Origin of the sequence: Roseomonas indoligenes, from assembly GCF_017813365.1 — a bacterium.
Lineage (GTDB): Bacteria > Pseudomonadota > Alphaproteobacteria > Acetobacterales > Acetobacteraceae > Roseomonas > Roseomonas indoligenes.
Map to the genome: position 1 here is coordinate 1 of NZ_JAGIZA010000001.1, position 21,443 is coordinate 21,443.

20 protein-coding genes, 1 tRNA gene and 1 pseudogene are annotated in these 21,443 nt (G+C 72.2%); 7 read left to right on the forward strand and 15 right to left on the reverse strand.

Annotation, left to right across the window (positions count from 1 at the left end; genetic code table 11):
- Positions 1-439 precede the first annotated feature (439 nt).
- Both J5Y10_RS00005 and J5Y10_RS00010 read right to left on the reverse strand, forming a co-directional pair.
- On the reverse strand, positions 440-1,555 hold the full coding sequence (locus tag J5Y10_RS00005; RefSeq protein ID WP_209369642.1) for a Gfo/Idh/MocA family protein: 1,116 nt from the start codon (positions 1,553-1,555) through the stop codon (positions 440-442).
- A 187-nt stretch (positions 1,556-1,742) separates the two neighbouring features.
- Complete coding sequence (locus J5Y10_RS00010; RefSeq protein ID WP_209369643.1) at positions 1,743-2,834, reverse strand: AI-2E family transporter; 1,092 nt, start codon at positions 2,832-2,834, stop codon at positions 1,743-1,745.
- A gap of 182 nt (positions 2,835-3,016) precedes the next feature.
- Here J5Y10_RS00010 and J5Y10_RS00015 point away from each other — a divergent pair, with 182 nt between their 5' ends.
- The gene (locus tag J5Y10_RS00015; RefSeq protein ID WP_209369644.1) at positions 3,017-3,532 is read left to right on the forward strand and encodes a hypothetical protein; all 516 of its coding nucleotides are present in this window, start codon (positions 3,017-3,019) and stop codon (positions 3,530-3,532) included.
- Positions 3,533-3,536: 4 nt separating this feature from the next.
- Here the strand turns inward: J5Y10_RS00015 and J5Y10_RS00020 are convergent, their stop codons facing one another.
- Positions 3,537-4,256: a haloacid dehalogenase type II gene (locus tag J5Y10_RS00020; protein WP_209369645.1), complete on the reverse strand. Its 720-nt coding sequence runs from the start codon at positions 4,254-4,256 to the stop codon at positions 3,537-3,539.
- Positions 4,257-4,302: 46 nt separating this feature from the next.
- The gene (gene htpX, locus J5Y10_RS00025) at positions 4,303-5,262 is read right to left on the reverse strand and encodes a zinc metalloprotease HtpX (protein WP_209369646.1); all 960 of its coding nucleotides are present in this window, start codon (positions 5,260-5,262) and stop codon (positions 4,303-4,305) included.
- A 43-nt stretch (positions 5,263-5,305) separates the two neighbouring features.
- Here htpX and J5Y10_RS00030 point away from each other — a divergent pair, with 43 nt between their 5' ends.
- The gene (locus tag J5Y10_RS00030; RefSeq protein WP_209369647.1) at positions 5,306-5,464 is read left to right on the forward strand and encodes a DUF1674 domain-containing protein; all 159 of its coding nucleotides are present in this window, start codon (positions 5,306-5,308) and stop codon (positions 5,462-5,464) included.
- 50 nt (positions 5,465-5,514) lie between these two features.
- Complete coding sequence (locus tag J5Y10_RS00035) at positions 5,515-6,231, forward strand: GDSL-type esterase/lipase family protein (protein ID WP_209369648.1); 717 nt, start codon at positions 5,515-5,517, stop codon at positions 6,229-6,231.
- A gap of 7 nt (positions 6,232-6,238) precedes the next feature.
- Here J5Y10_RS00035 and J5Y10_RS00040 read toward each other — a convergent pair whose 3' ends face one another.
- From J5Y10_RS00040 to J5Y10_RS00065, 6 genes and pseudogenes are all read right to left on the reverse strand, one after another.
- Positions 6,239-7,348 carry a glycosyltransferase family 4 protein gene (locus J5Y10_RS00040; protein WP_209369649.1) on the reverse strand — a complete coding sequence of 370 codons (1,110 nt, stop codon included), beginning with the start codon at positions 7,346-7,348 and terminating at the stop codon, positions 6,239-6,241.
- 129 nt (positions 7,349-7,477) lie between these two features.
- Positions 7,478-7,693, reverse strand: a complete 216-nt coding sequence (locus tag J5Y10_RS00045; protein ID WP_209369650.1) for a hypothetical protein — start codon at positions 7,691-7,693, stop codon at positions 7,478-7,480.
- 155 nt (positions 7,694-7,848) lie between these two features.
- Positions 7,849-9,096, reverse strand: a complete 1,248-nt coding sequence (locus J5Y10_RS00050) for an RsmB/NOP family class I SAM-dependent RNA methyltransferase (protein WP_245214154.1) — start codon at positions 9,094-9,096, stop codon at positions 7,849-7,851.
- 114 nt (positions 9,097-9,210) lie between these two features.
- Entirely contained in the window at positions 9,211-10,125 is a 915-nt protein-coding gene (locus J5Y10_RS00055; RefSeq protein WP_209369652.1) for a DMT family transporter, read from the reverse strand.
- A gap of 145 nt (positions 10,126-10,270) precedes the next feature.
- Positions 10,271-11,107 (reverse strand): annotated as a pseudogene (gene folD, locus J5Y10_RS00060) (bifunctional methylenetetrahydrofolate dehydrogenase/methenyltetrahydrofolate cyclohydrolase FolD); the annotation flags it as partial.
- Position 11,108: 1 nt separating this feature from the next.
- Complete coding sequence (locus J5Y10_RS00065) at positions 11,109-11,411, reverse strand: YggT family protein (protein ID WP_209369654.1); 303 nt, start codon at positions 11,409-11,411, stop codon at positions 11,109-11,111.
- A gap of 170 nt (positions 11,412-11,581) precedes the next feature.
- On the opposite strand from J5Y10_RS00065, the gene J5Y10_RS00070 reads away from it, so the two are divergent.
- Both J5Y10_RS00070 and J5Y10_RS00075 read left to right on the forward strand, forming a co-directional pair.
- A tRNA-Ala gene (locus tag J5Y10_RS00070) sits at positions 11,582-11,657 on the forward strand.
- Between the two features lie 468 nt (positions 11,658-12,125).
- Positions 12,126-13,550: a glycosyltransferase gene (locus J5Y10_RS00075; RefSeq protein WP_209369655.1), complete on the forward strand. Its 1,425-nt coding sequence runs from the start codon at positions 12,126-12,128 to the stop codon at positions 13,548-13,550.
- A 51-nt stretch (positions 13,551-13,601) separates the two neighbouring features.
- Here J5Y10_RS00075 and J5Y10_RS00080 read toward each other — a convergent pair whose 3' ends face one another.
- Both J5Y10_RS00080 and J5Y10_RS00085 read right to left on the reverse strand, forming a co-directional pair.
- Positions 13,602-13,940 carry a cupin domain-containing protein gene (locus tag J5Y10_RS00080; protein ID WP_342452785.1) on the reverse strand — a complete coding sequence of 113 codons (339 nt, stop codon included), beginning with the start codon at positions 13,938-13,940 and terminating at the stop codon, positions 13,602-13,604.
- A 14-nt stretch (positions 13,941-13,954) separates the two neighbouring features.
- Entirely contained in the window at positions 13,955-15,187 is a 1,233-nt protein-coding gene (locus tag J5Y10_RS00085) for a 3-hydroxybenzoate 6-monooxygenase (RefSeq protein WP_209369656.1), read from the reverse strand.
- Between the two features lie 155 nt (positions 15,188-15,342).
- On the opposite strand from J5Y10_RS00085, the gene gtdA reads away from it, so the two are divergent.
- On the forward strand, positions 15,343-16,401 hold the full coding sequence (gene gtdA / locus J5Y10_RS00090; RefSeq protein ID WP_209369657.1) for a gentisate 1,2-dioxygenase: 1,059 nt from the start codon (positions 15,343-15,345) through the stop codon (positions 16,399-16,401).
- Between the two features lie 15 nt (positions 16,402-16,416).
- Here the strand turns inward: gtdA and J5Y10_RS00095 are convergent, their stop codons facing one another.
- Positions 16,417-17,433 carry a phytanoyl-CoA dioxygenase family protein gene (locus tag J5Y10_RS00095; RefSeq protein ID WP_209369658.1) on the reverse strand — a complete coding sequence of 339 codons (1,017 nt, stop codon included), beginning with the start codon at positions 17,431-17,433 and terminating at the stop codon, positions 16,417-16,419.
- A gap of 175 nt (positions 17,434-17,608) precedes the next feature.
- Complete coding sequence (locus J5Y10_RS00100; protein ID WP_209369659.1) at positions 17,609-18,598, reverse strand: Bug family tripartite tricarboxylate transporter substrate binding protein; 990 nt, start codon at positions 18,596-18,598, stop codon at positions 17,609-17,611.
- Between the two features lie 162 nt (positions 18,599-18,760).
- Here J5Y10_RS00100 and J5Y10_RS00105 point away from each other — a divergent pair, with 162 nt between their 5' ends.
- Complete coding sequence (locus J5Y10_RS00105; RefSeq protein ID WP_209369660.1) at positions 18,761-20,431, forward strand: formate--tetrahydrofolate ligase; 1,671 nt, start codon at positions 18,761-18,763, stop codon at positions 20,429-20,431.
- On the opposite strand, the gene J5Y10_RS00110 is transcribed toward J5Y10_RS00105, so the two are convergent.
- Complete coding sequence (locus J5Y10_RS00110) at positions 20,428-21,399, reverse strand: Bug family tripartite tricarboxylate transporter substrate binding protein (RefSeq protein WP_209369661.1); 972 nt, start codon at positions 21,397-21,399, stop codon at positions 20,428-20,430. The two genes, J5Y10_RS00105 and J5Y10_RS00110, sit on opposite strands and share 4 nt — an antisense overlap.
- Between the last annotated feature and the right edge of the window lie 44 nt (positions 21,400-21,443).

Here is a 21,443-nt window from a genome sequence, read left to right on the forward strand (position 1 = left end):
ATCCCGTTGCGATCCGTCCTGCGATCGTCGCACGACCAGTCGTTCACCAACTGGCCGGCATCACTCCCGCAGAAGTCCACACCTCTCCACCACCTCACAAGGCGGCCATCACCGGCCGCATACGCTGAACCCCGCTAGAGTAGGGTTTCAAGCTTGGACACGGGGTCCCGACATGAATTCCATGCTTGGACACGACATCATGGCAAATCGACCTGCAAGTCGGATTTAGATGTTATGAGCAATTTCAATAAGATAGCCAATTTGAGCCGGACAACGACTGCGTGAACTAACAGGGGATGCAGGTGCTGGCGGAGGCCGCGCGCCGCTTCCTGGCAGGCTGAGATGGGGGCCGGAACGCCGGGCCCTCCCATCAAGCGCGGGTCCGCGGGCGTGAAGGGGGCGGCAGCGGCGCTTGGTTACGCCGCCGCCGGTGAATCACTCAGGCTGATTGCGGGATGACGCTGATGAGCTGGTCCTCGGTCGGCTCCTTCGCCGGCTTGAGCTTCAGGGCCTGATCGGGCTGCACGTGGCGGCGGCGCTGCGCGGGTTCCAGCGCCACCGTCTCGCCCGTCTCGAGCGAGCGCTCGACCGCCGCCAGCACGCGCATGTCGAGCAGCCCTTCCTCGCCATCCGCCTCGGGATGGCGGTCCTCGAGGATGCAGTCGGAAAAGTACTGCGTCTCGTTGCCGAACTGTTCGACCGGGTCGAAGCTGTGCTCCTTGCTGCCCTCGCTCGTCTTCTCGACATAGGAGATGCCGGTCGTCGCGCCGAACATGAAGCAGGGTGAGGCAAGGATGCTCGCCTTGGTGCCCATCAGGGTGAAGGACTCGGATGGGGCGGTCGCGTAGCTCACCGTGAACTGCGCCACGCGCTCACCGGGGAAGCGCAGGGTCACCGCCACCGTGTCGTGGAAATTGAACCCGCGGTCCGGCGTCTTGGTGCCCACCGCGTGCACCGAGATCGGCTCCTGGCCGAAGAGGTTGCGGACGGCATTGAGCGGATAGGTGCCCATGTCCGGCACCGGGCCGCCCCAGTAGCCGTTGTGGCCGCGCGAATTGGCCTCTGCGACGTCCTGGGTGAAGGTGGACACGAAGCCCCGCAACTCCCCGAACTCGTTGCCGCGCGCGCGGGTGATCATCTCCACCGTGCCGGGCTCGTGGTGGAGGCGGTAGGCGATCATCAGCTTGGCGCCGCTCTTCTGCTGTGCCGCCAGGATGGCCTCGGCCTCCGCCACGCTGGAGGCCATCGGCTTCTCCAGGAGTACGTGGATGCCTGCCTCCAGCGCCGGCACGGCGTACTGCATGTGCAGGAAGTTCGGCGTGGCGATGTAGGCGGCGTCGATCTCGCCAGACTTCAGCAGCGCGTCATACTCATCGTAGGACCATGACTTGATGCCGTAGAGCTTCCCCAGCTTGTCCGCCTTCACCGGATCGCCGGTGACCAGCGCGGCCAGCTCGGAATTGTCGGTGCGGCCGATGCCCGGCATGAAGGCCTGCTGGGAGATCTGCCCGCCCGCGACGACGGCGTAGCGGATCTTCTTCTTGCGTCCGAACATAGGGTCTTCCTTTCGAAGGCCGGTACGGCCCCGCCACGCTTTCGGTCGGCATTACCGGGGGCGACCGACCCAGCTGGGGTCGAGCAGCCGGCCGAGCGGCGGCGGAGGTATAACCCCCGTTCCCATGCTGCGTTGCGGAACGGCGGCTGCCAGGGCTGGCATTGCGGGCCCGGACCGGCCGCCCCATTCAATCCCCCGCCGCATCCCGCCAGAGAAGCACCAGCACCGCCATGACGGCCGGCCCCACGAAGAGGCCGAGCAGGCCGAAACCCTCCACCCCGCCGAGGATGCCGAGCAGCACCCAGAGAAAGGGCAGCCGCGTCGCGCCCCCGATCAGCGCGGGCCGCACGGCATGGTCCGCCACGAAGAGCACGACCATGCCGAAGGCGAAGACCGCGATGGCCGCACCCGTCTTGCCGGCCACCACCAGCAGCAGGGCCGCGACGCCGAAGACCAGCGGCGCCGCGAAAGGCACCATGGCCGCCACCGCCGTCAGCGCGCCGAACATCAGGGGATGCGGCACTCCCGCGACGGCATAGGCGATGCCGAGCAGCACGCCCTCGCCGAGCCCGACCAGCACCAGCCCGCTGACGGTACCGCGCACCGATGCGGCCGCCTGGCGCCCGACACGCTCCACGCCCGGCCCCAGAAGGCGCTCCGCCACGCGCAGCCCCTGCGCCGCCAGCGCCTCGCCATCCCGGAACAGGAAGAACAGGGTGAGCAGGGTAAATCCGAACAGCACGGCCCGGTGCGCCAGGGCACCGCCGAAGCTGCGGCCCAGCCCGATCAGCTCCCCCTCGCTCATCCGGTGCAGGAAGCTCGCCCCGGCCTGCGGCGCGGCCAGGGTCTGCGCCCACCAGGAAGAGGCCTGGGGCCCGACCAGCGGCAGGCCCGCCACCCAGCCCGGCACCGGCGCGCCGTGCTCCTGTGCCTCCCGCGCCCAGTGCAGGGCCTGCCGTGCCTCCTCGCCGAGTTCCAGCGCCGCGGCGCCGAGCGGAAGGAGAAAGAGCAGCGCCATCGCCGCGGTGGCCAGGAGCGGCAGGCCCAGGCGCGCCGCCCCCGGCCGGGCAGCCAGGGCGCGGCGATAGAGCGGCCAGGCCGCCACCGCGAGGATCACGGCCCAGCCCAGCGCCGGCAGGAAGCCCCGGATGATCCAGGCACCGAGGAGAAAGAGCGCCAGCCCGACGAGCAGCCGTGCCAGGGGCTGCACTCGGCCGGGCAGCAGCGGGGCGGGGTGATCCATCCCGCCACGATGCCGTAGCCGCCCTGGCCGGGCCATGGACTTTCCTGAGAGGCCGGCAGGGAAGGCCGGACAGGGCGCGCCGGCCCGATGCTCGCGCCCACGTGATCGCCCCGGGGCGCGGAGGAGCGCGCGGCTTTCGACCCTGTCGCGTTCTGGCCGGAGCAACAGCCTCGTGGACCGCGCCCGGCGCGGTCACGCCGGCGCCCGGGAGAAACGCGATGCGCGCCAGGACCGTCCTTCTCGCTGCCCTGCCGACCCTTTGGCTGGCACTGCCGCCGGGCGCCGTGGCGCAGCCCAACCAGGGGCCGCCCATGCCCAACATGCCGCCGGCGTCGGACGCGCCCGCCAATCGGCCCACCGCCGCCAACCCGAACCCGATGACGCCGAGCCCGCGGGCGCCGGACATGCAAACCTATGTCGGCATGCTGCAGAAGGCGGCGGACGACCTGCGGCGGGAGATCCCACAGGCGGAGTCCAGCGGGCGGACGACCCAGGCCGGCGCCATGTCCCCTGCGCTAATCCAACTGATGCAGGCCATGCGGGAGGCCCGGAGCGCGGCCGAGCGAGCCCCGGAGAGCTTCACCGACAATCCCGTCTTCAAGGACGGCGTGCGGGAGATGCGGGAGCGGTTCACGGACATCACCTCCCGCCAGGAGGAGCAGCCTCGCGCGCTGGATGCGGCGCGCAGCACTCTGGCCGCCCTGGAGCGGATCCGGCAGGCCGCCGGGTCCTGAGAGGCTAGAGCCCCAGCCCTGCCGCCAGCGCGCCGAAGTCCGGCGCCACGGCGTCCCACTCCTCCGCCGGGGACAGGTCCTTCGCCTGCCCCGGCCCATGCTCCGTCGGGCGGGGCACGAAGGCGGTCCGCAGCCCGCAGCGCCGTGCCGCCGCCAGGTCGCCGTTATGGGCGGCGACAAGGCAGACCTCCTCCGGCCGCATCGCCAGCACCTCCGCGGTGCGGAGATAGGCCTCGGGGGAGGGCTTGTAGGCCCGCGCCACTTCCGCGCCGAGAATGCAGTCCCAGGGCAGGCCGGCGCGCTTGGCCATGTCGGTCATCAGGATGATGTTGCCGTTGGAGAGCGGCGCGATGATGTAGCGCGCCTTCAGCCGGGTCAGGCCCGCCACCGAATCCGGCCAGGGGTCGAGCCGATGCCAGGCGAGGTTCAGCTCGTCCAGCTCCGCCGCCTCCACGCGGACGGGGTCGATGCCGAAATCCGGTAGCACCGCCTCCAGGTTCTCCCGGTGCAGCACGTCCAGCCGGGTGAAGGGGCGCTGACCGCTGCGCACAGCCTCCATGGCGGGCTGGTAGCGCCGTCGCCAGGCATCGGCGAAGGCGGCGGGATCGGTGCCCGGCGCGTGGCGGGCCAGGAAGGGCGCTGCCTCCCGCGCCACGCCGCTGCGCCAGTCCACCACCGTGCCGAACACGTCGAACACCAGGGCGCGCACGCCGTCCAGGGCCATCGGCCTTCCCTCCGTCTTGTCCGGTCAGCCTGCCACGGGGGCCGGTCTAGCCCCAGGGGCTCCGGGGGCGGTGGGGGGCGCCGCTCCACGGGCCGGGCGCGTGGCCGCCCATGCCTTCCCTGGTGAGTCCGCCGATGGGGCCTCCCGTAATTCCACCCATCGGCGCGCCGCTCCCCATCTCCATCAGAGCGCGGACCCGGTTCTCCGTGCTGGGATGGGTGGAGAAGAGGTTGTCCATCCCCGTGCCGGAGAGCGGGTTGACGATGAAGAGGTGCGCGGTGCCGGGATTTGCCTCCGCCGCTCCGTTGGGGATGGCGTGGCGCCCCGCCTCCAGCCGCTGCAGCGCGCGGGCCAGGCCGAGCGGGGAGCCGGCGATCGCGGCACCCACCCGGTCCGCCTCGTACTCGCGCGATCGGCTGACGGCCATCTGCACCACCATGGCGGCCAGCGGCGCGACGATGACGGCCAGCAGCACGCCGATCCCGCCCAGCGGGCTGTTCCGGTTCCGGTGGCCGAAGAGCCCGCCGAACTGCGCCAGCACGCCGATGGCGCCGGCCAGGCTGGCGGCCACCGTCATGATCAGCGTGTCACGGTTGCGGATATGCGCCAGCTCATGCGCCACCACCCCCGCCACCTCCTCCTCCGGCATCATCGCCAGCAGGCCGGTGGTAACGGCCACGGCCGAATGCCCGGGGGAACGGCCGGTGGCGAAGGCGTTCGGCTGGTCCTCGTGGATGACATAGAGCGCCGGCATCGGCAGCCCGGCCCGGGCGGCCAACTGCCCGACCATGACGTGCAGCCGCGGCTCCTCGGCGGGGCCGATGGGCTGGGCGTTGTGCATCCGCAGCACCATCGCGTCCGAGTTCCACCAGGCGAAGAGGTTCGTGCCCACGCCGAAGAGGAAGGCGAGGACCATCCCCTGCCGCCCACCCAGCAGGAAGCCGACGACGGCGAAAAGGGCGGCCATCCCCGCCATCAGCACGGCGGTGCGCGAATAACCGGACATGGGACCTGTTCCTCCTCCGCCTTGCCGCTCCTATTTGAAGCGCATGCCCGATACCGACACCACCAAGACCGTGCCCGCCCCCCCGGTTGCGCCGCCCAAGCCGGAAGTGCCGCCCATGCCCCCCGAGATCGGTGGTCCGAAGGGGCCGGAGCCGACCCGCTACGGCGACTGGGAGCGTAAGGGACGCGTGAGCGACTTCTGACGCGCGGGCCCGCCTTTCCCGCCGGGGAGGGCCCGGTCTAGCCTCGCGCCATGATGCTCCGGGCCCTCCTGCTCCTCGCCCTGCAAGGGCCGCTGGCCCTCAGCGCGATCGCCTCGGGCGCGGCCGCCGCGCCTTGCGGGGCCGCGCCCACCGGCACTCTCGCTTCCAGCCCGGCCCCGCGCGCCGACGAGCGCGGGCAGCGGGTGACGGAGAGCAGGATGGCCGCCCTGCCGGTGAACCCCGCCGAGACTCTGCTGGTCGGGGACTCGATCTTCGACTTCTGGCGCTCCGCCGCCGCGGATCTCGGCCAGCCCGTGACGAATTTCGGGGTGGGCGGCGACCGGACGGAGAACGTGCTGGACCGGATCGACCGCGCGGACTTCCCGCGGGATGCCTTCCGGCGCGTGGTGCTGCTGATCGGCACGAACAACCTGGGCCGCGACGACGCCTGCGCCATCCTCGGCGGCATCGCCGCGATCGTCGAGCGGCTGCACAGGCGCCTGCCCCGAGCGGAGGTCGTCGTCGTCTCCATCCTGCCGCGCGGCCCCGGGCTGCGCCGGCGTCTGGAGGATATCGAGGCGGTGAACCAGACCCTCGTTAGGGATCAGGCCGCCATGCGCATCCGCTTCGTGGACGCCTTCACCCCCTTCGTCCAGGCCTGCGCGGGGCAGGAGAAATGCGGGCTGCTGCCAGACCGGCTGCATCCCGGGCCGGATGGCTACAGGCTGCTCGGGGCGAGCATCGCGGCGGCGCTCGACGGGCGGTGAGGAGCCTTCAGAGGCCCAGCAGGTCGAGGGTGCGCGCCACCACGACGCGCTCGTCGTAGAGTTCCAACGCCCGGGCCCGCCCGGCCTCGCTCATGCGCGCGCGCAGGGCGGCATCCCCCGCCAATCGGTTCAGCGCGGCGGCCAGGGGCTGCACCATGGCGGGCGGGACGAGAAAGCCGGTCTCACCCTCCACCACCTGCTCCCGGGGGCCGCTGACATCCGTGGCGACGACGGGCAGGCCCGTCAGCATCGCCTCGATCACCGACATGGGCAGGCCTTCGAAATGGCTCGGCAGGCAGAAGATGTCGGAGGCTGCCAGCACCCGCTCCGTGTCGTGCCGGTAGCCCAGGCGGCGCAGGCGCGGGCCGAGGACGGTGGCGGCGCGGGCGAATTCCGGCTCCAGGTCGGCGCCATGGTCGCTTTCCAGCCGGTTGCCCACCACCCAGAGCGTGGCGCCGGGGACCGACTCCATGGCCCGCAGCAGCTCCGGATAGCCTTTGTGGCGGACGAGACGGGAGAGGGCGGTGATCACCACCGCGCCGGGCGCCTCGCCCAGTTCCGCTCGCAGGGCGGCGCGGGCCTCCGCGTCCGGGTGGAAGCGGGTGGGGTCGCGGCCGTTGCGGGCGGCGATAGGGTGGGGATGGATGCACAGGCGGCGTGCGTCGCCCGCCTCCTCCTCGCTGACGGTCAGGAAGGTATCGGTCAGGCGCCCGCCCAGCCATTCCATCGCGAGGGAGAGGGCGCGGCGCCAGGGGCGGCCGGGCTGGTTGAAGAGGAAGCCGTGCACCGTATAGGCCGTGCGTGGAACCCCCTCCATCCGCGCCGCCACGCGGGCGAGAAGGCCGGAGATGGGGAAATGGCCGTGCACGAGGTCCGGCCGCGTCTCCCGGATGAGGCGCCGCAGCGCGCGGAAGGCGCGCAGGTTCGCAGCGGGGGAGAGGCTGCGCGCCATGGGCACGGGGACGACGGTGAATCCCTCGGCCCGCGGCAGGTCCAGTAGGGGGCCTTCGGCGCAGGCGGCCATCACCTCGTGCCCGCGCGCGCGGGCGGCCCGCATCAGCGGCACGATGAAGTGCCAGAGGGCAAAGTCGACATTGGCGACGAAGAGCACGCGCATGGGCTGCGACTTCGCGCATTTCGCCGGGCTTGTGCAGTCCGGCCGGCACGAAAAAGGGCCGCCGGATCATCCGGCGGCCCTTCTTGCGGGCCCCGCGACGCGAGGCCCTTGCTCAGGCGTGGCTGAGGCTCAGCTGTGCTGGCCGCCACCGCCGGTCGCGCCGCTCTGCTCCAGGAAGGTCTGGCCGGAGTAGGAGGCGAGCGGCGTGCGGCTCTCCGACGCGACCCAGGGGCCGGAGGCGGTGGCGCCCTGCGGGACGCGATCCTGGTCGGCCAGGGCGGGAACGGAGACGAGGGCGCCACCAATAAGGGCGGCGGCTAGGGTGAAGTTACAGAAGTTAAACATCAGAACATGCCTTCAGTCATAGGCGGCGGCATTATGTCGTCGTCTGTCGGCGTTCATATGAACCCCCGGGGGCCCCTCTTCCACCGAAGGAGATGGATGCCACCCATTCCGTGGGCGAATGGCTCATCGTCTCAGCCATTCGATCTCGTCATGGCTCAGTCCCGCCGAAAGCGGGAGATGAAGAAGCCGTCCATCCCGCCCTTGTCCGCCCAGAGGTCGGGCCGGGTCCGCAGTGCGCCCTGCGCCGTGATGGCCTCCTCCAGCCCTGGAACCTCCTCCGGCCGCACCGGATCGGGCACGAGGCCGAGGGCGGCGGTGCGGGCGAGATGCGCCTCGCCCTCCTCCGGCTGGAGGGAGCAGGTGGCGACCACCAGCCGCCCGCCCGGCGCCAGCAGCCCCGCGGCGGCCTCGATCAGCGCGGCCTGGGTAGCGGCCAGCTTCGGCACGTCCTTCGGACGGCGGAGAAGCGGCACTTCCGGGTGCCGGCGAATGGTGCCCGTGGCGGTGCAGGGGGCGTCCAGCAGCACCGCGTCGAAGGCGCCACGGTGCTCGGCGGCCCAGGGGATTGCGTCCGCCACGACAAGCTCCGCGTCCAGCTTCAGACGGGCCAGGTTCTCCCGCAGGCGAGAGGCCCGGTGGGGATCCTTCTCCACCGCCGTCACCTTCGCGCCGGCGGCAACGAGCTGGGCCGTCTTGCCGCCGGGCGCGGCGCAGAGATCGGCCACGCGCTGCCCGACGGAGGGCGCCAGCAAGCGGGCGGGCAGGCTGGCGGCGGCATCCTGTGCCCAGAAGCCGCCCTCGGCGAAGCCGGGGATGTCCGTGATGCGGGTGCCCGGCGCCATGCGGGCGGTGCCGTTGGGCAGGATCTCCGCCCCTTCCGGCGCGGCGACGCCGGGAAGGAGCGAGAGGTCGAGCGGGGCAGGGCGGGTATGCGCCTCCGCGATGGCGCGCACCTTCGGGCCATAGGCGGCGTGCCAGGCGGACCAGAGCCAGATGGGGGTGTCCAGCCGGGCGGCGTCCAGCCCCTCCAGCGCGGCGGGTCCCTCCGCGGCCACCTTCCGGAGGACGGCGTTCACCAGCCCGGCGAAGGGGCGCGGCGCCAGGGCCACCGCCTCCGCCACTGCCGCATGGGCGGGGGTGCCGAGGAGCAGGAGTTCGGCCGCCCCGATCCGCAGCGCCTGCGTGGCGGGCGGGGAGGGTTCCCGGCGCAGATAGGGTTCCAGCACCGCGTCCAGGCTGCCCAATCGGCGCAGCACCGCGGCGGCGATGCGGTGGGCGGCGGCGCGGTCGCGCGGCTGGAGGCTGCCGGGCAGGGCGTCCAGCGCCTCGTCCAGCGCGCGGCGGCGCTCCAGCACGGCGGTGACGAGGGCGAAGGCGGCGGAGCGGGTGGGGTTGGATGGCATGCTGCCCGCGGCTTGGCGCATTTCGCGCGGGATGTGCAGCCCTTTTGCCGCATGCCCGGACTCGCTTTTGCGTGCCCCCGGTCGCGGAGTGGACGAAACCTCACGCGATCCTGTTCACGCCTTGCCTGCCGCGCGCGCCTTCGACTGAGCCCGGAAGAGCAGGGAGAGGCCCGCAAGGGTGAGGATGCCGCCGCCCAGATCCGCCCAGCCCAGCACCTCGTCCAGCACCGCCCAGCCGATCACGGCGGCCACGGGCGGGGCGAGGAGCTGCAGGGCGGCGGCGGTGGAGGGGTTGAAGCGGCGGAGCATGATGAAGAGCAGCGCGTAGCCGCCCACGCCCACCACGGTGACGCTGAAGGCAAGGGCCAGCCAGGCCTGGGTGCTGGCGGAGGTGGGCGGGGGACCGCCGAAAAGCACGGCGAGGACGAGAAGGAGGGCGGCGCTGACGAGGCTCTGGCCCGTGCTGGCCGTCCAGAGGTCCACGCGCCCGCGCGCGGGCGCGAAGACGAGCAGCCCCGCGGCCTGTGAGACGGCGCCGAGAAGGGCGAGGAGGACGCCCAGCGCCTCCGTCGCGCCATGGCCGCCGGCATGGTCCTGCAACTGCCCGGCGAGGCGCACCCCGCCGAGGAGCGCGACCCCGGCCCAGCCGAGCGCCAGCCCGATCCAGGCCAGGCCCGAGGGGCGGCGGCGCAGGAAGATTGCCTCGCCCAACGCCACCACCAGCGGCGTCGCCGCGCTGATCAGGGCGACAAGGCCGGAGGGAATCAGGGCCGTGGCCCACCAGGACAGGGAGAGGTAGCCGCCTGTCCCGAGCAGCCCCAGCAGCGCCACCCGGCCCCGGTCCGCCCGGGCCGGCATGCGGGAACGGGTGGCGACGGCGATGGCCAGCAGCAGTGGCGCAGTGAGGAGAAACCGGATGGCCAAGGCCCAGAAGGGGGGCCATTCCAGCACCACGAAGCGCGCCGCGTTGAAGGCCGCGCCCCAGATGACGACGAAAGCGGCGGCCAGCACGAGGTCGGCGGGCTTCATGGTGGGGCTTCCGGAAGTGCGGCGCCGCCCCGCGAGGGACGGGCTTGGCCTCTTATCAGGCCAGGCCGGGTCCGTGACCGTAGGATTGCTCGGGCGTGGCATGCGCCTCCGCCACGCCGCCGTTCGGCTCCAGCGGCACGCGGGCGCGGCGGGCGAGCGCGGCCTCCAGCGTGTTCTCCAGCAGGCAGGCGATGGTCATGGGGCCGACGCCGCCGGGCACGGGGGTGATCCAGCCGGCGTGCTGGCTCGCCGCCTCGAAATCCACGTCGCCGGTGAGCTTGCCGTCGGGTTTGCGGTTGATGCCCACGTCGATCACCACGGCGCCGGGGGCGACCCAGTCGCCCTGGACCATGTTCGCGCGGCCTACCGCGGCCACCAGAACCTCCGCCCGCCGGCATTCCGCCGCGATGTCGCGGGAGCGGGAGTGGAGCATCGTGACGGTGGCGTCGGCCGCCAGCAGCAGCGCCGCCATCGGCCGCCCGACGATGGCGCTGCGCCCCAGCACCACGGCGCGGGCGCCGGAGAGCTTCACCCCGGCCTCCGCCAGCAGGTGCATCACACCTTTTGGCGTGCAGGGCACGAGCCCGGGCAGGCCGGCGGCAAGCCGGCCGGCATTGACGGGGTGGAAGCCGTCCACGTCCTTCGCGGGGTCCACTGCCTCCAGCACCTTCTGGGCGTCGATGTGCTTCGGCAGCGGCAACTGGACGAGGATGCCGTCCACAGCCGGGTCGGCATTCAGCCCGGCAATGGTCTCCAGCAGTGTGGATTCGGCTACGTCCTCCGGCAGCAGGATCGTCTCGCTGTCGTAGCCCGCCTCCTTCGCCGCGCGATCCTTGGACCGGACGTAGACGACGCTGGCGGGGTCTTCCCCCACCCGCACCACGCGCAGGCCGGGCCGGAAGGGCAGGGCCATGATGCGGTCGGCCAGCCCGGCGCGGATGCGGGCGCCGACGGCCTTTCCGTCGAGGATCTGCGCCGTCATCTCAGGCCGTCAGCCGCCAGAGGGCGGGGAACACCGTGACGTTGAGGAAGATCCGCAGCGCCTGGAGCACGAGGATCAGCACCAGCGGTGAGAGGTCTACCCCGCCCAGGTCCGGCAGGATGCGGCGGATGGGCCGCAGCGCGGGTTCCGTCACGCGCCAGAGGAAGTCGCCGATGGTCCAGACCAGGCGGTTCCGCGTGTCCAGCACGTTGAAGGCGGTGAGCAGGCTGAACACCGCCGCGATGATGAGAACCCAGACGTAGAGGCCGATCACCTGGTCGATCAGCCAGAACAGAGCCGTCATCCCGCACTCCCCTTCCGCCCGCCGTCCGATCCACCGTCGCCGGGCCGTGAAGGCCCCCGTGTATGGCCCGCATTCCCGCCCGTCCAGCGTGACGCTTGACGAGCGGGCGCGGGCGGGGAATAAGCCGCCCCACGCCCGCCGGTCCCCAAGCCTGCGGCCGCGATGGTTAAGGGGCTGTAGCTCAGTTGGGAGAGCGCGTCGTTCGCAATGACGAGGCCAGGGGTTCGATTCCCCTCAGCTCCACCATCCCCTCCTCTTGCCATGTTGAATATGTCTGCCCGTCGCGGGTCTCCGCGCCCGGGGGGGCCTGCCTCGATCGGCCGGTGCTGGCGTCGCCGGCTGCGCCGGGACGAGTGTCCACGCTATGCGGCCAGAAGACATGCGGCGGCGCAACGCGTGCAGGTTCTCATGGTACCGCTTCCTCCAGCGGGGCGGCATGGCTACCGCAGAGGCCGTGGTTCCGAAAACGGGAGAAGCGGGACAATGGGAGAAGGCTGGCTACGCCTCGGGCGAATGCTCTCTACCGAAAAACAACCATAGGTTGTTTTTATGTTTACATGAGCTGCACAGGTTGTAATTAACATCTGGTTACCACCTTCGGAGGTGGTCTTGCTGGTCCGAGCGAAGGACCCAGACAAGGGCGACCAGAATGGTTCATGCAGCGGCACCCGCACGGGCCAACAAGCGGACCTCTAGCCGGCGGTCGGGCCCGGGATGTTGAGGACCGGCACCGCGCCCCGTGTCCTGATCGCCACCTTCGGCTCGCGCGGCGACATACGCCCCCACGTCCTCCTCGCCCGGACCCTCATGGCCCGCGGGCATGAGGTGACCCTTCTGACGAATGAGGAATTCCAGAACTACTGCCGGAACCTCGGCGTGGAGCCGGTCCTCATCTCCACCCCGTTCGGCCGGCATCTTGGCGCCCGGCCCGCGGGCTCGCCCCGCCCGAGCCTCTCGGGCTTCCTGCGGGACGCGAATGCCTTCGTCACCGATGCATTCCGGCAGTGCCACGGCCTCATCCGGGGCGCGGATCTCGTCGTCTACAACGCCTCCGCCTTCTTCTGCGCCGAACTGGCCAGGGAACAGGGGAAGCCGGCGATCCACGTCGCGCTCCAGCCCCTTCTCCCCTCGTGCCGCGCGCCGCTCTCGCTCCTCAGCGGCGCGGGCTGCGGGTCGCTCTCCACCCGCCTCTCCCACCAGGCGATGCGCGCCCTGCCGCTCCTTCTCCGCTCCGGCATCCGCGAAGGGCGCCGGCGAACCGGTGCCGGCGCCCGCCTCCGCCCCTGGACCAACCCGCTGACGACAGGCCTGCACTACGCGGACCAGGTCCTCGCCTTCAGCGAATCCCTCGTGGCCGATCCCGGTGATTGGCCCGGCCGCAAGACCCAGACCGGATTCTGGTTCGACAAGGCCCCTCCAGCGCCCCTCTCCGCGGAGGTGCGCCAGTTCCTCGGCGCCGGCCCGCCGCCGGTCTATGTCGGCTTCGGTTCCATGGTCTGGCGCAGCCGTAAGAACGCCCGGCTCGTCATTGAGGCCCTGCGCTTGTTCGAGGGGCGCGTCGTCCTCGGCCCAGCCATCGCCCGGACGGAGGATGATCTTCCGCCCAACGTGCTGCGCCTGGGCTTCCACGACCATGCCGCCCTGTTTCCGCACATGGCCGCCGCGATCCACCACGGCGGTGCCGGGACCACGGCCGAGGGGCTGCGGCACGGCCTCCCCACGGCGGTGTTTCCCGTCATCGGGGATCAGGGCTTCTGGGGCGCCCAGGTCGCCCGCCTCGGGGCCGGCCCGCCGCCAGTTCCCCTGCGCCGCGTCACCCCCGCCATCCTCGCGGACACGCTGCACCGGGTTTCCGCCACCCCCGCTTACGAAAAGGCCGCGGCGGGCCTCGCCACCCGGCTCGCCGCCGAACCGGGGCTCGAACGGGCCGTGGACCTGATCGAGACGCGGCTAACGGAAGCGGCGGCGCAGGAGAGCATCCATCTCGCGCCGGGGCTTCAGGTCCGGGCCGGCCGGCTGGGTCACGGAACCGGTGGGCTGCTCCTGCCTCCCGCGGCGGCGCGGAACCTGGCCCGGTTGAGGAACCCTTTCAGGAAGCAGCCGGTGCCCGAGGGGGCGCTGGAGGCCGGCCGGGCCTGAGGACCTGACCCGGATCTCCGTCGTGACGCGGCCGCGCCGCCGGTGCGGCGGCTAGGGCGCCGCCGGCGCGTGGTGGATCACGAACCACAGTGTCGGCGGCTCCGCCTGGGTCCAGGCGACGCGGTGGCGGCAATGTGCGGGCAGGTGGACCCAGTCGCCGGGACGCAGCCGGCGCGGCACCGCCTCCCCGGCGATCTCCAGTCCGGCCTCGCCTGCTACCAGCAGCACGAACTCGTCCTCCGTCTGGTCGTACCAATGGCCCGGCGGGCTGGCCTGGCCAGAGGAGACGATGCGGCCAATGCGAAGGCCGGGGCGGGAGAGAAGGGTTTCCTCCACCTCCCGGGCCGGGTCGGCGGCGAGGCGCTCGTGCAGGTTGCCGTGCGGGACCACCCGCGCCTCCGAGGTCAGGCCGCCACGCTGCTGGGGCTGGCCACCCGTGCCCCGTTCGGCCCCGTCTCCAGCCCGGTGTCGCCGTAGAGCCAGGCGATGGCGTCGTACCACTGGTCTCGGGACTTGGCGGACATGATGGCGTTGCGCAGCGCCGCATGCGGTCCGGAGGGGTGGTAGATATGGTCCCCCACCTCCCGCGACTGCAGCTGCACGCGGGCGGTGCGGAGCACGCGGCGGCGGCGGTAGGCCTCCAGCGCCGTCTCCAGCGCGCCGGGATGCGCCGCCATTTCCTGGGAGAGGACGACGGCGTCCTCCATCGCCATGCAGGCACCCTGGGCCAGGTATTGCAGCGTGGGGTGGGCGGCGTCGCCCAGCAGCGCCACGCGGCCATCCACCCAGCGCTCCACCGGGTCGCGGTCGCACAGCACCCAGAGCTTCCAGTCGCGCCCGTGGCGGATGATGCTCTGCGCCCGGGGATGGACGTGGGTGAAGCCGGCCATCACCTCCTCCACCGCCACGGGCTGGCCGGCCACGGGCTCCGGCGCGTCGTTGTGGTAGGTGACGACGAGGTTGAACTGCTTCCAGCCGGAGAGGGGGTAGTGGACGATGTGGCACTTCGGCCCGGCCCAGAGGGTGGCCGCGTTCCAGCGCAGGTCCTCCGGCATCGCCTCCGTCGGGATGACGGAGCGGTAGGTGGTGTGCCCGGTCACGCGCGGCGCGCCGTCCCCCACCACCCGTGCGCGAATGCGGGACCACAACCCGTCCGCCCCGATCAGCACCGCGCCCCGAACGGCCTCGCCGGATGACAGGCGGGCGACGACGGTGCTGCCGTCCTGCTCATAGCCCGTGACGCCGGCGCCGGTGCGCAGGGTGATCTGCTCGCTGGCCTGGCAGGCCCGGAGGAGGACGCCGTGCAGGTCGCCGCGATGGACCACGGCGTAGGGATTGCCGAAGCGGCGGCGGAAGGGTTCCGTCAGGTCGATGCTGGCGATGTCCTCGGCCGTCAGCGCGTCCATCAGGCGCAGGCGATCGACATAGACGGCCATGGCGCGCGCCTCATCGCCCACGCCGAGGGCGTCGAAAGCCTGGAAGGCGTTGGGGCCGAGCTGGATCCCCGCGCCGATCTCCCCGAGTTGGGCGGATCGCTCCAGCACGGTCACCTGGAAGCCCGCGCGGGCGAGGCCGAGGGCGGCCGAGAGCCCGCCAATGCCACCTCCCGCCACGAGGATCGGTCCTTCCTGGCGCATCCATCCTCCTCCGCCGGTTCTTTGCCGGTCTGGTTCCCTGATGATCTAGCCTTGCGCGCCGAAAAGGCCCGGCAAGAAAGGTCGGGCAAGATCACGATTGACCCTACACGGATAATACGCACACTGTCTAATTAGAGAAAAGGGAGGACGGCGGCATGGCCGACATCCAAGGGCAGGACGCCGGCATCGCCGCGAAGCGCCAGGAATTCTACAACCGCATCGGCGGGCAGAACCTGACCCCGCTCTGGCTTTCCCTGGCCGAACTGGTGACGCCGGAGCCGCGCAGCAACTGCCGCCCCGCCAGCTGGCGCTTCGCCGAGATCCGCGCGGCCATGATGGAGGCCGGCGGCCTCATCACGGCAAAGGAGGCGGAGCGGCGCGTGCTGGTGCTGGAGAATCCCGGCCTGCGCGGGCAATCGAGGATCACGACGGACCTCTATGCCGGCGTGCAGCTGGTCCTGCCCGGCGAGGTGGCGCCGGCACACCGGCACACGCAGACGGCGCTGCGCTTCGTGCTGGAAGGGAAGGGCGCTTACACCGCCGTGGACGGCGAGCGCACGTTAATGAGCGAGGGCGACTTCATCATCACCCCGCCCATGACCTGGCATGACCACGGCAACGAGAGCGAGGCGCCGATCTTCTGGCTGGACGGGCTGGACATCCCACTCGTGCAGTTCCTCGACGCCTCCTTCGCGGAGCATCTGGGGGAGGACGAGCAGCCGGTGACCCGCCCCCTGGGCGATAGCGACGCGCGCTTCGGCGCCAACCTCCTGCCGCTGGACCACAAGCGGCGCGGCGGCACCTCGCCCGTGTTCAACTACCCTTACGGGCGCACGCGGGAGGCGCTGGAGCGGATGCGGAAGGCCGCGGAGTGGGACCCCTGCCACGGGCTGAAGATGCGCTACAGCAACCCCGTGACGGGCGGGCACGCGATGAACACCATCGGCACCTTCGTACAACTCCTGCCGAAGGGTTTCTCGACCGCTGCCTACCGGTCCACCGACGCCACCGTCTTCGCGCCGATCGAGGGACGCGGGCGCAGCTTCGTCGGCGACGACTTCGTTGTGGAGTGGGGGCCGCGCGACGTCTTCGTCGTGCCCTCTTGGAAGAGCGTGCGGCACGAAGCGGCGGAGGACAGCGTGCTCTTCTCCTTCTCCGACCGGCCGGTGCAGGAGGCGTTGCACCTGTGGCGCGAGGACCGCGGGAACGCGTGAGCCACCGCCCCCCGGTCACCGCCGCAGAACGGGCGGATCCATCGGGCTGATCGCGCCCGCATCGTGCCAGGGCTGGCGCGCCAGGCCGAGGCGGGCGAGCCCGTCGGCCAGGCCCCAGGCGGCCACCGCCTGCCGGTCCCGCACCGCGCGCAGGCTGGTGGGGGAGAGGCCGGTCCAGGGCAGGAAGGGGTTGCGGCGCTGCTGGGCCCAGAGGGCGACGCGCGTGGAGGGGCGGCTGCTCGGCCCGCGGGCGTGGAAGCCATAGGTGTCGGCCACGACGAGGGTATTGGCGGGCACCGCGTAGGTCACCGGCGGGCCGTAGCCGAGGCGGCGGAGCATGTCCTCGGAGATGCGGAGGGATCCGCGGCGGTGATGGCCGTTGCCCTCGCGCCAGGCGAGGCTGGAAGCGCGTTCCCACCAAAGGCGGCGGGGCGTCGCGCGGTGGGAGCCGGGGACATAGACGAAGGGGCCGTCCTCCGCCGGCACGTCGTGCAGGTACAGCCAGGCCTTCATGCTCGGGTAGAAGGTGTCGCTGTGCAGTTCCGTCTGCGGGTCGTCCCCGCCCGTGGCGGCGTGGCTGTGGATGGTCTGGATGAAGAGGACGGCGCCGGCGCGGGTGCTGGCGGCATAGTTCAGCAGGCCGCTCCAGGCAGGCGAATCGACGAGCGTGCGGGTTTCCGGCAGCGCCTTCAGCGTGGCGGGGGAGAGGGGTGTGAGGCGGCTGACGGCGTCGCCCTGCAGGATCTCCCGCGCGGGCGCGCGCAGGGCCTCGATCTCGGCACGCAGGCGCGCGAAGGTCTCGGGCGGCAGGAAGTCGCGTTTCACGACGATGCCGTCCCGCTCAAAGGTCTCGCGGTCCGCCTTGTCCACGGCCCCGGCAAGCCGGGCGCGGCGCGCACTGGCCATGGCCTGGGCGACCGCCACGCGGCGGGCATGCAGGCCCCAGCGGTTGAGGCGGTCGCTGCCGAGCACGGGATTGCCGGCGAAGGAGCGGGCGGAGGTGGCCACGGCGGCGAGATGCAGTGGCGCCATCAGGAACTGTCGGATGGAGCGCCGCGGGCCGCGGGGCGTGGGTTTGCCTGGGGAGCCGTGCATGGCCCCAGCTTCGCACCCCCGGGAGGGCGTGAACCCCCCTCCCATGAGGGCCGCGCGGAAAGGTGATCCCCTCCGCCGCGGGCGCTGCCTGGCCGGGGCCGGTCGCCGCCGCTCAGGAGGCGACGATGCGCGCGGCCCGGATCACCTCGCGCCAGCGCGCGATCTCCGCCTCCTGGAAGCGCCGGTACTGCTCCGGCGTTCCCGGCACCACGTCGAAGCCGATGCGCTCCAGCGCGGAGCGAGTCTCCGCGTGCAGGAGCGAATCGCGCAGCGCGGCGGCCACCCGGTCGCGCAGCGGGCCGGACATGCCGGCCGGCGCCATGAAGGACTGCCAGGAGGTGACGACGAAGTCGCGCAGCCCCGCCTGCTCCGCCGTGGGCACGCCCGGCAGCACGGGATGCGGGCGGTCGCTCGTCACCATCAGGGCGCGCAGCCGGCCGCCCTCGATATGGCCGGCGACGGTGCCGAGGTTCTGGAAGGAGAGGCTGACATTGCCGGCGATCAGGTCGGTCGCCGCCGCGGCGCCGCCAGTATAGGGGATATGGGTGATCTCCGTGCCCGTCCGCAACTTGAACAGCTCCGTGGTGAGCTGGTCGGAGGAGCCGACGCCGGAGGTGGAGTAGGCGGCGCGACCGCCCGCCTCCTTGAGCCATTGGATGAGTCCGGCGACGTCCCGCGCGGGGTGGTCTCGGTTCACCACCAGCACGTTCGGCGTGGTGACGGCCAGGACCAACGGGGTGAAGTCCTTCAGCGGGTCGTAGCCGAGGTTCGGGCGCAGGGCGGCGTTGATGGCCCAGACGCCGATAGAGCCGACCATCAGGGTGTGCCCGTCCGGCGCCGCGCGCATGGCGACGCGGGCCGCCACCTCCCCGTTCGCGCCGGGGCGGTTCTCCACCACCACCGGCTGCCCGATGGCCTGCCCCATGCGGTTGGCGGCGGCGCGGGCCACGATGTCGGAGGGGCCGCCGGCGACGAAGGGCACCAGCACCGTCACCGGTCGGGCGGGCCAGGCCTCCGCCTGCGCCCGGGCGGGGAAGGGGGCCAGGGCGGGGGCCAGGGGCGCGGCGCCGGCGAGTGCCAGCAGGGTGCGGCGGGTGGTCATGGGCGTGTTCCTCCTTGGGGTCGCGCCTTTCCGGCGCGTTGCCGGAATGGTGCCGCAAGGGCTGCCGGGAAGGCGAGGGTTTAAGGCGAGACTTTCCCGGCCTCCCCGCGTTGCGCCGGGCGACCCGCCCGGCTAACCCGGACGCGCCGCAGGGAGAGTTGCATGACGACGGACCTGGAGATCGCGCGGGCGGCCACGCTTCGCCCCATCGCCGAGATCGCCGAACGGGCCGGGATTCCCCTGGATGCCCTGGAGCCGTATGGGCGGTTCAAGGCCAAAATCGGCACCGATTTCATTCGGGCCCAGGCCGGGCGGCCGGAGGGCGCGCTGGTGCTGGTGACGGGCATCAGCCCCACCCCCGCCGGCGAGGGGAAGACCACCACCACCATTGGGCTGGGCGACGCGCTGAACGCGCTCGGCACCCGCACGATGATCGCGCTGCGCGAGCCCTCCCTCGGCCCCTGCTTCGGGGTGAAGGGCGGGGCGACGGGCGGGGGGCGGGCGCAGGTGGCGCCGATGGAGGAGATCAACCTCCACTTCACCGGCGACTTCCACGCGATCACGAGCGCCAACAACCTGCTCTCGGCGATGATCGACAACCACGTCTACTGGGGCAACGCGCTGGACCTGGACATCCGGCGCATCGCCTGGAAGCGTGCGATCGACATGAACGACCGGGCGCTGCGGCTCGGCACCTTCGGCCTGGGCGGCGTCGCCAACGGCTTCCCGCGGGAGGACGGGTTCGACATCACCGTGGCTTCCGAGGTGATGGCGATCTTCTGCCTGGCGCGCGACCTGGACGACCTGCGCGCGCGCCTCGGACGCATCATCATCGGCCAGTCGCGGGACGGGCGTGCGGTGACCGCGCATGAGGTGAAGGCGGACGGCGCCATGGCGGCGCTGCTGCGGGACGCGCTGATGCCCAACCTCGTCCAGACACTGGAGGGGAGCCCGGCGCTGGTGCATGGCGGCCCCTTCGCCAATATCGCGCATGGCTGCAACAGCGTGATCGCCACGAGGCTGGGCCTGCAGCTGGCCGACGTAGTGGTGACGGAGGCCGGGTTCGGCGCCGATCTGGGCGCGGAGAAGTTCCTGGACATCAAGTGCCGCTCCGCCGGCCTCGCGCCCTCCGCCTGCGTGATCGTCGCCACCGTGCGCGCCCTGAAGATGCATGGCGGCGTGGCGAAGTCGGCGCTGGGGGCGGAGGATGTGGCGGCGGTGCGGCGCGGCCTCTCCAACCTGGAACGCCATGTCGAGAACACCCGCAAGTTCGGCCTGCCCGTTGTGGTGGCGCTGAACCGCTTCACCGGCGACACGGAGGCCGAGATCGCGGCGGTACAGGAGGCGATGGTCGCGCTCGGCACGCGCGCCATCCTCTGCACGCATTGGGGGGATGGCGCGGCCGGGGCCGAGGAGCTGGCGCGGGCCGTGCAGGGCCTGATCGCCGGCGGCACGGCGCAGTTCAGGCCGCTCTACCCGGACGACATGCCGCTGGCCGACAAGATCGGGACCATCGCGCGCGAGATATACCATGCGGCGGAGGTTTCGATCCCGCCCGCGCTGGTGACCCGGCTGAAGCGCTTCGAGGAGGCGGGGTTCGGTCGCGCGCCCGTCTGCATCGCGAAGACGCAGTACTCCTTCTCCGCCAATCCCGCGCTGATGGGGGCGCCGAGCGGGCACGTGCTGCCGGTGCGGGAGGTGCGGCTCTCCGCCGGCGCCGGCTTCGTGGTGGCGGTCTGCGGCGACGTGATGACCATGCCCGGCCTGCCGCGCGTGCCGGCGGCGGAGGGGATCGGGCTGGACGCGGAAGGGCGGATCGACGGGCTGTTCTAGCCGGGCTGGATCCCGCGCTCCCGGATCACCGCCGCCCAGACCTCCATTTCGCGGCCCACGAAGTCCGCGAAGGCCTGCCGCGGCATGGGGGCGGGCTCGCTGCCGTCGCGGCGCAGGCGCTCAGCGATCGCGGGATCGGACAGCACCGCCCCGGCCGCGTCATGCAGCCGGTCCAGCACCGGGGCGGGCGTGCCGGCGCGGGCGAAGAGGCCGAACCAGTTCTCGGCGGTGATCGGCAGGCCGGTGGCCTCCTCCAGCGTCGGCACCTCCGGCGCCGCGGGGCTGCGGGCCGCGCCGGTATAGGCCAGCAGGCGCAGCTTGCCCTCCCGCGCCAGGGGCAGGGCGGCGGAGGGATTGTCGAACATCGCCTCCACATGGCCCGCCACGAGGTCCGGCAGGGCGGGGCCGGTGCCGCGGTAGGGAACATGGGTGAGGGGCACGCCGCTGCGCCCCGCCAGGATCTCGATCGCCAGGTGGGACATGGAGCCGTTGCCGGCGGAGGCGAGGTTGAGGCCGCCGCGCGCCCTCGCCAGCGCCAGCAGTCCCGCCGCGTCCTTTGCCGGCGAGGCGGCGGGAACCATCAGCATCAGCCCGTTCCGCACGAGCATGGCGACCGGCGCGAAATCGGCCCGGCTGTCATAGGGCAGCCCCCGGAACAGGCCGGGGTTGATGGCGAAGGGGGCACCCGCCACCAGCAGGGTTGTCCCGTCCGGCGCGCTGCGGGCCAACTCGGCGGTGGCGATCTGTGTGGCGGCACCGGGCTTGTTCTCCACCACCACGGGACGGCCACCCGAGAGGCCCTTCGCGAATTCCTGGGCCAGGAGCCGCGCGGCGAGGTCCGCCGTGCCGCCGGGCGCGACGCCGACGAGAAGGGTGAGGCCGCGCGCGGGCCAGGGCTCCTGCGCCCGGGCGGGGATGGCGGGCGCGGGGGTGGAGAGCAGGGCGGCGAGGAGGGGGCGGCGGCGCATCCGCCGATCATGCCAGGGCCGCGCCGGATGGGAACGCGGCATCA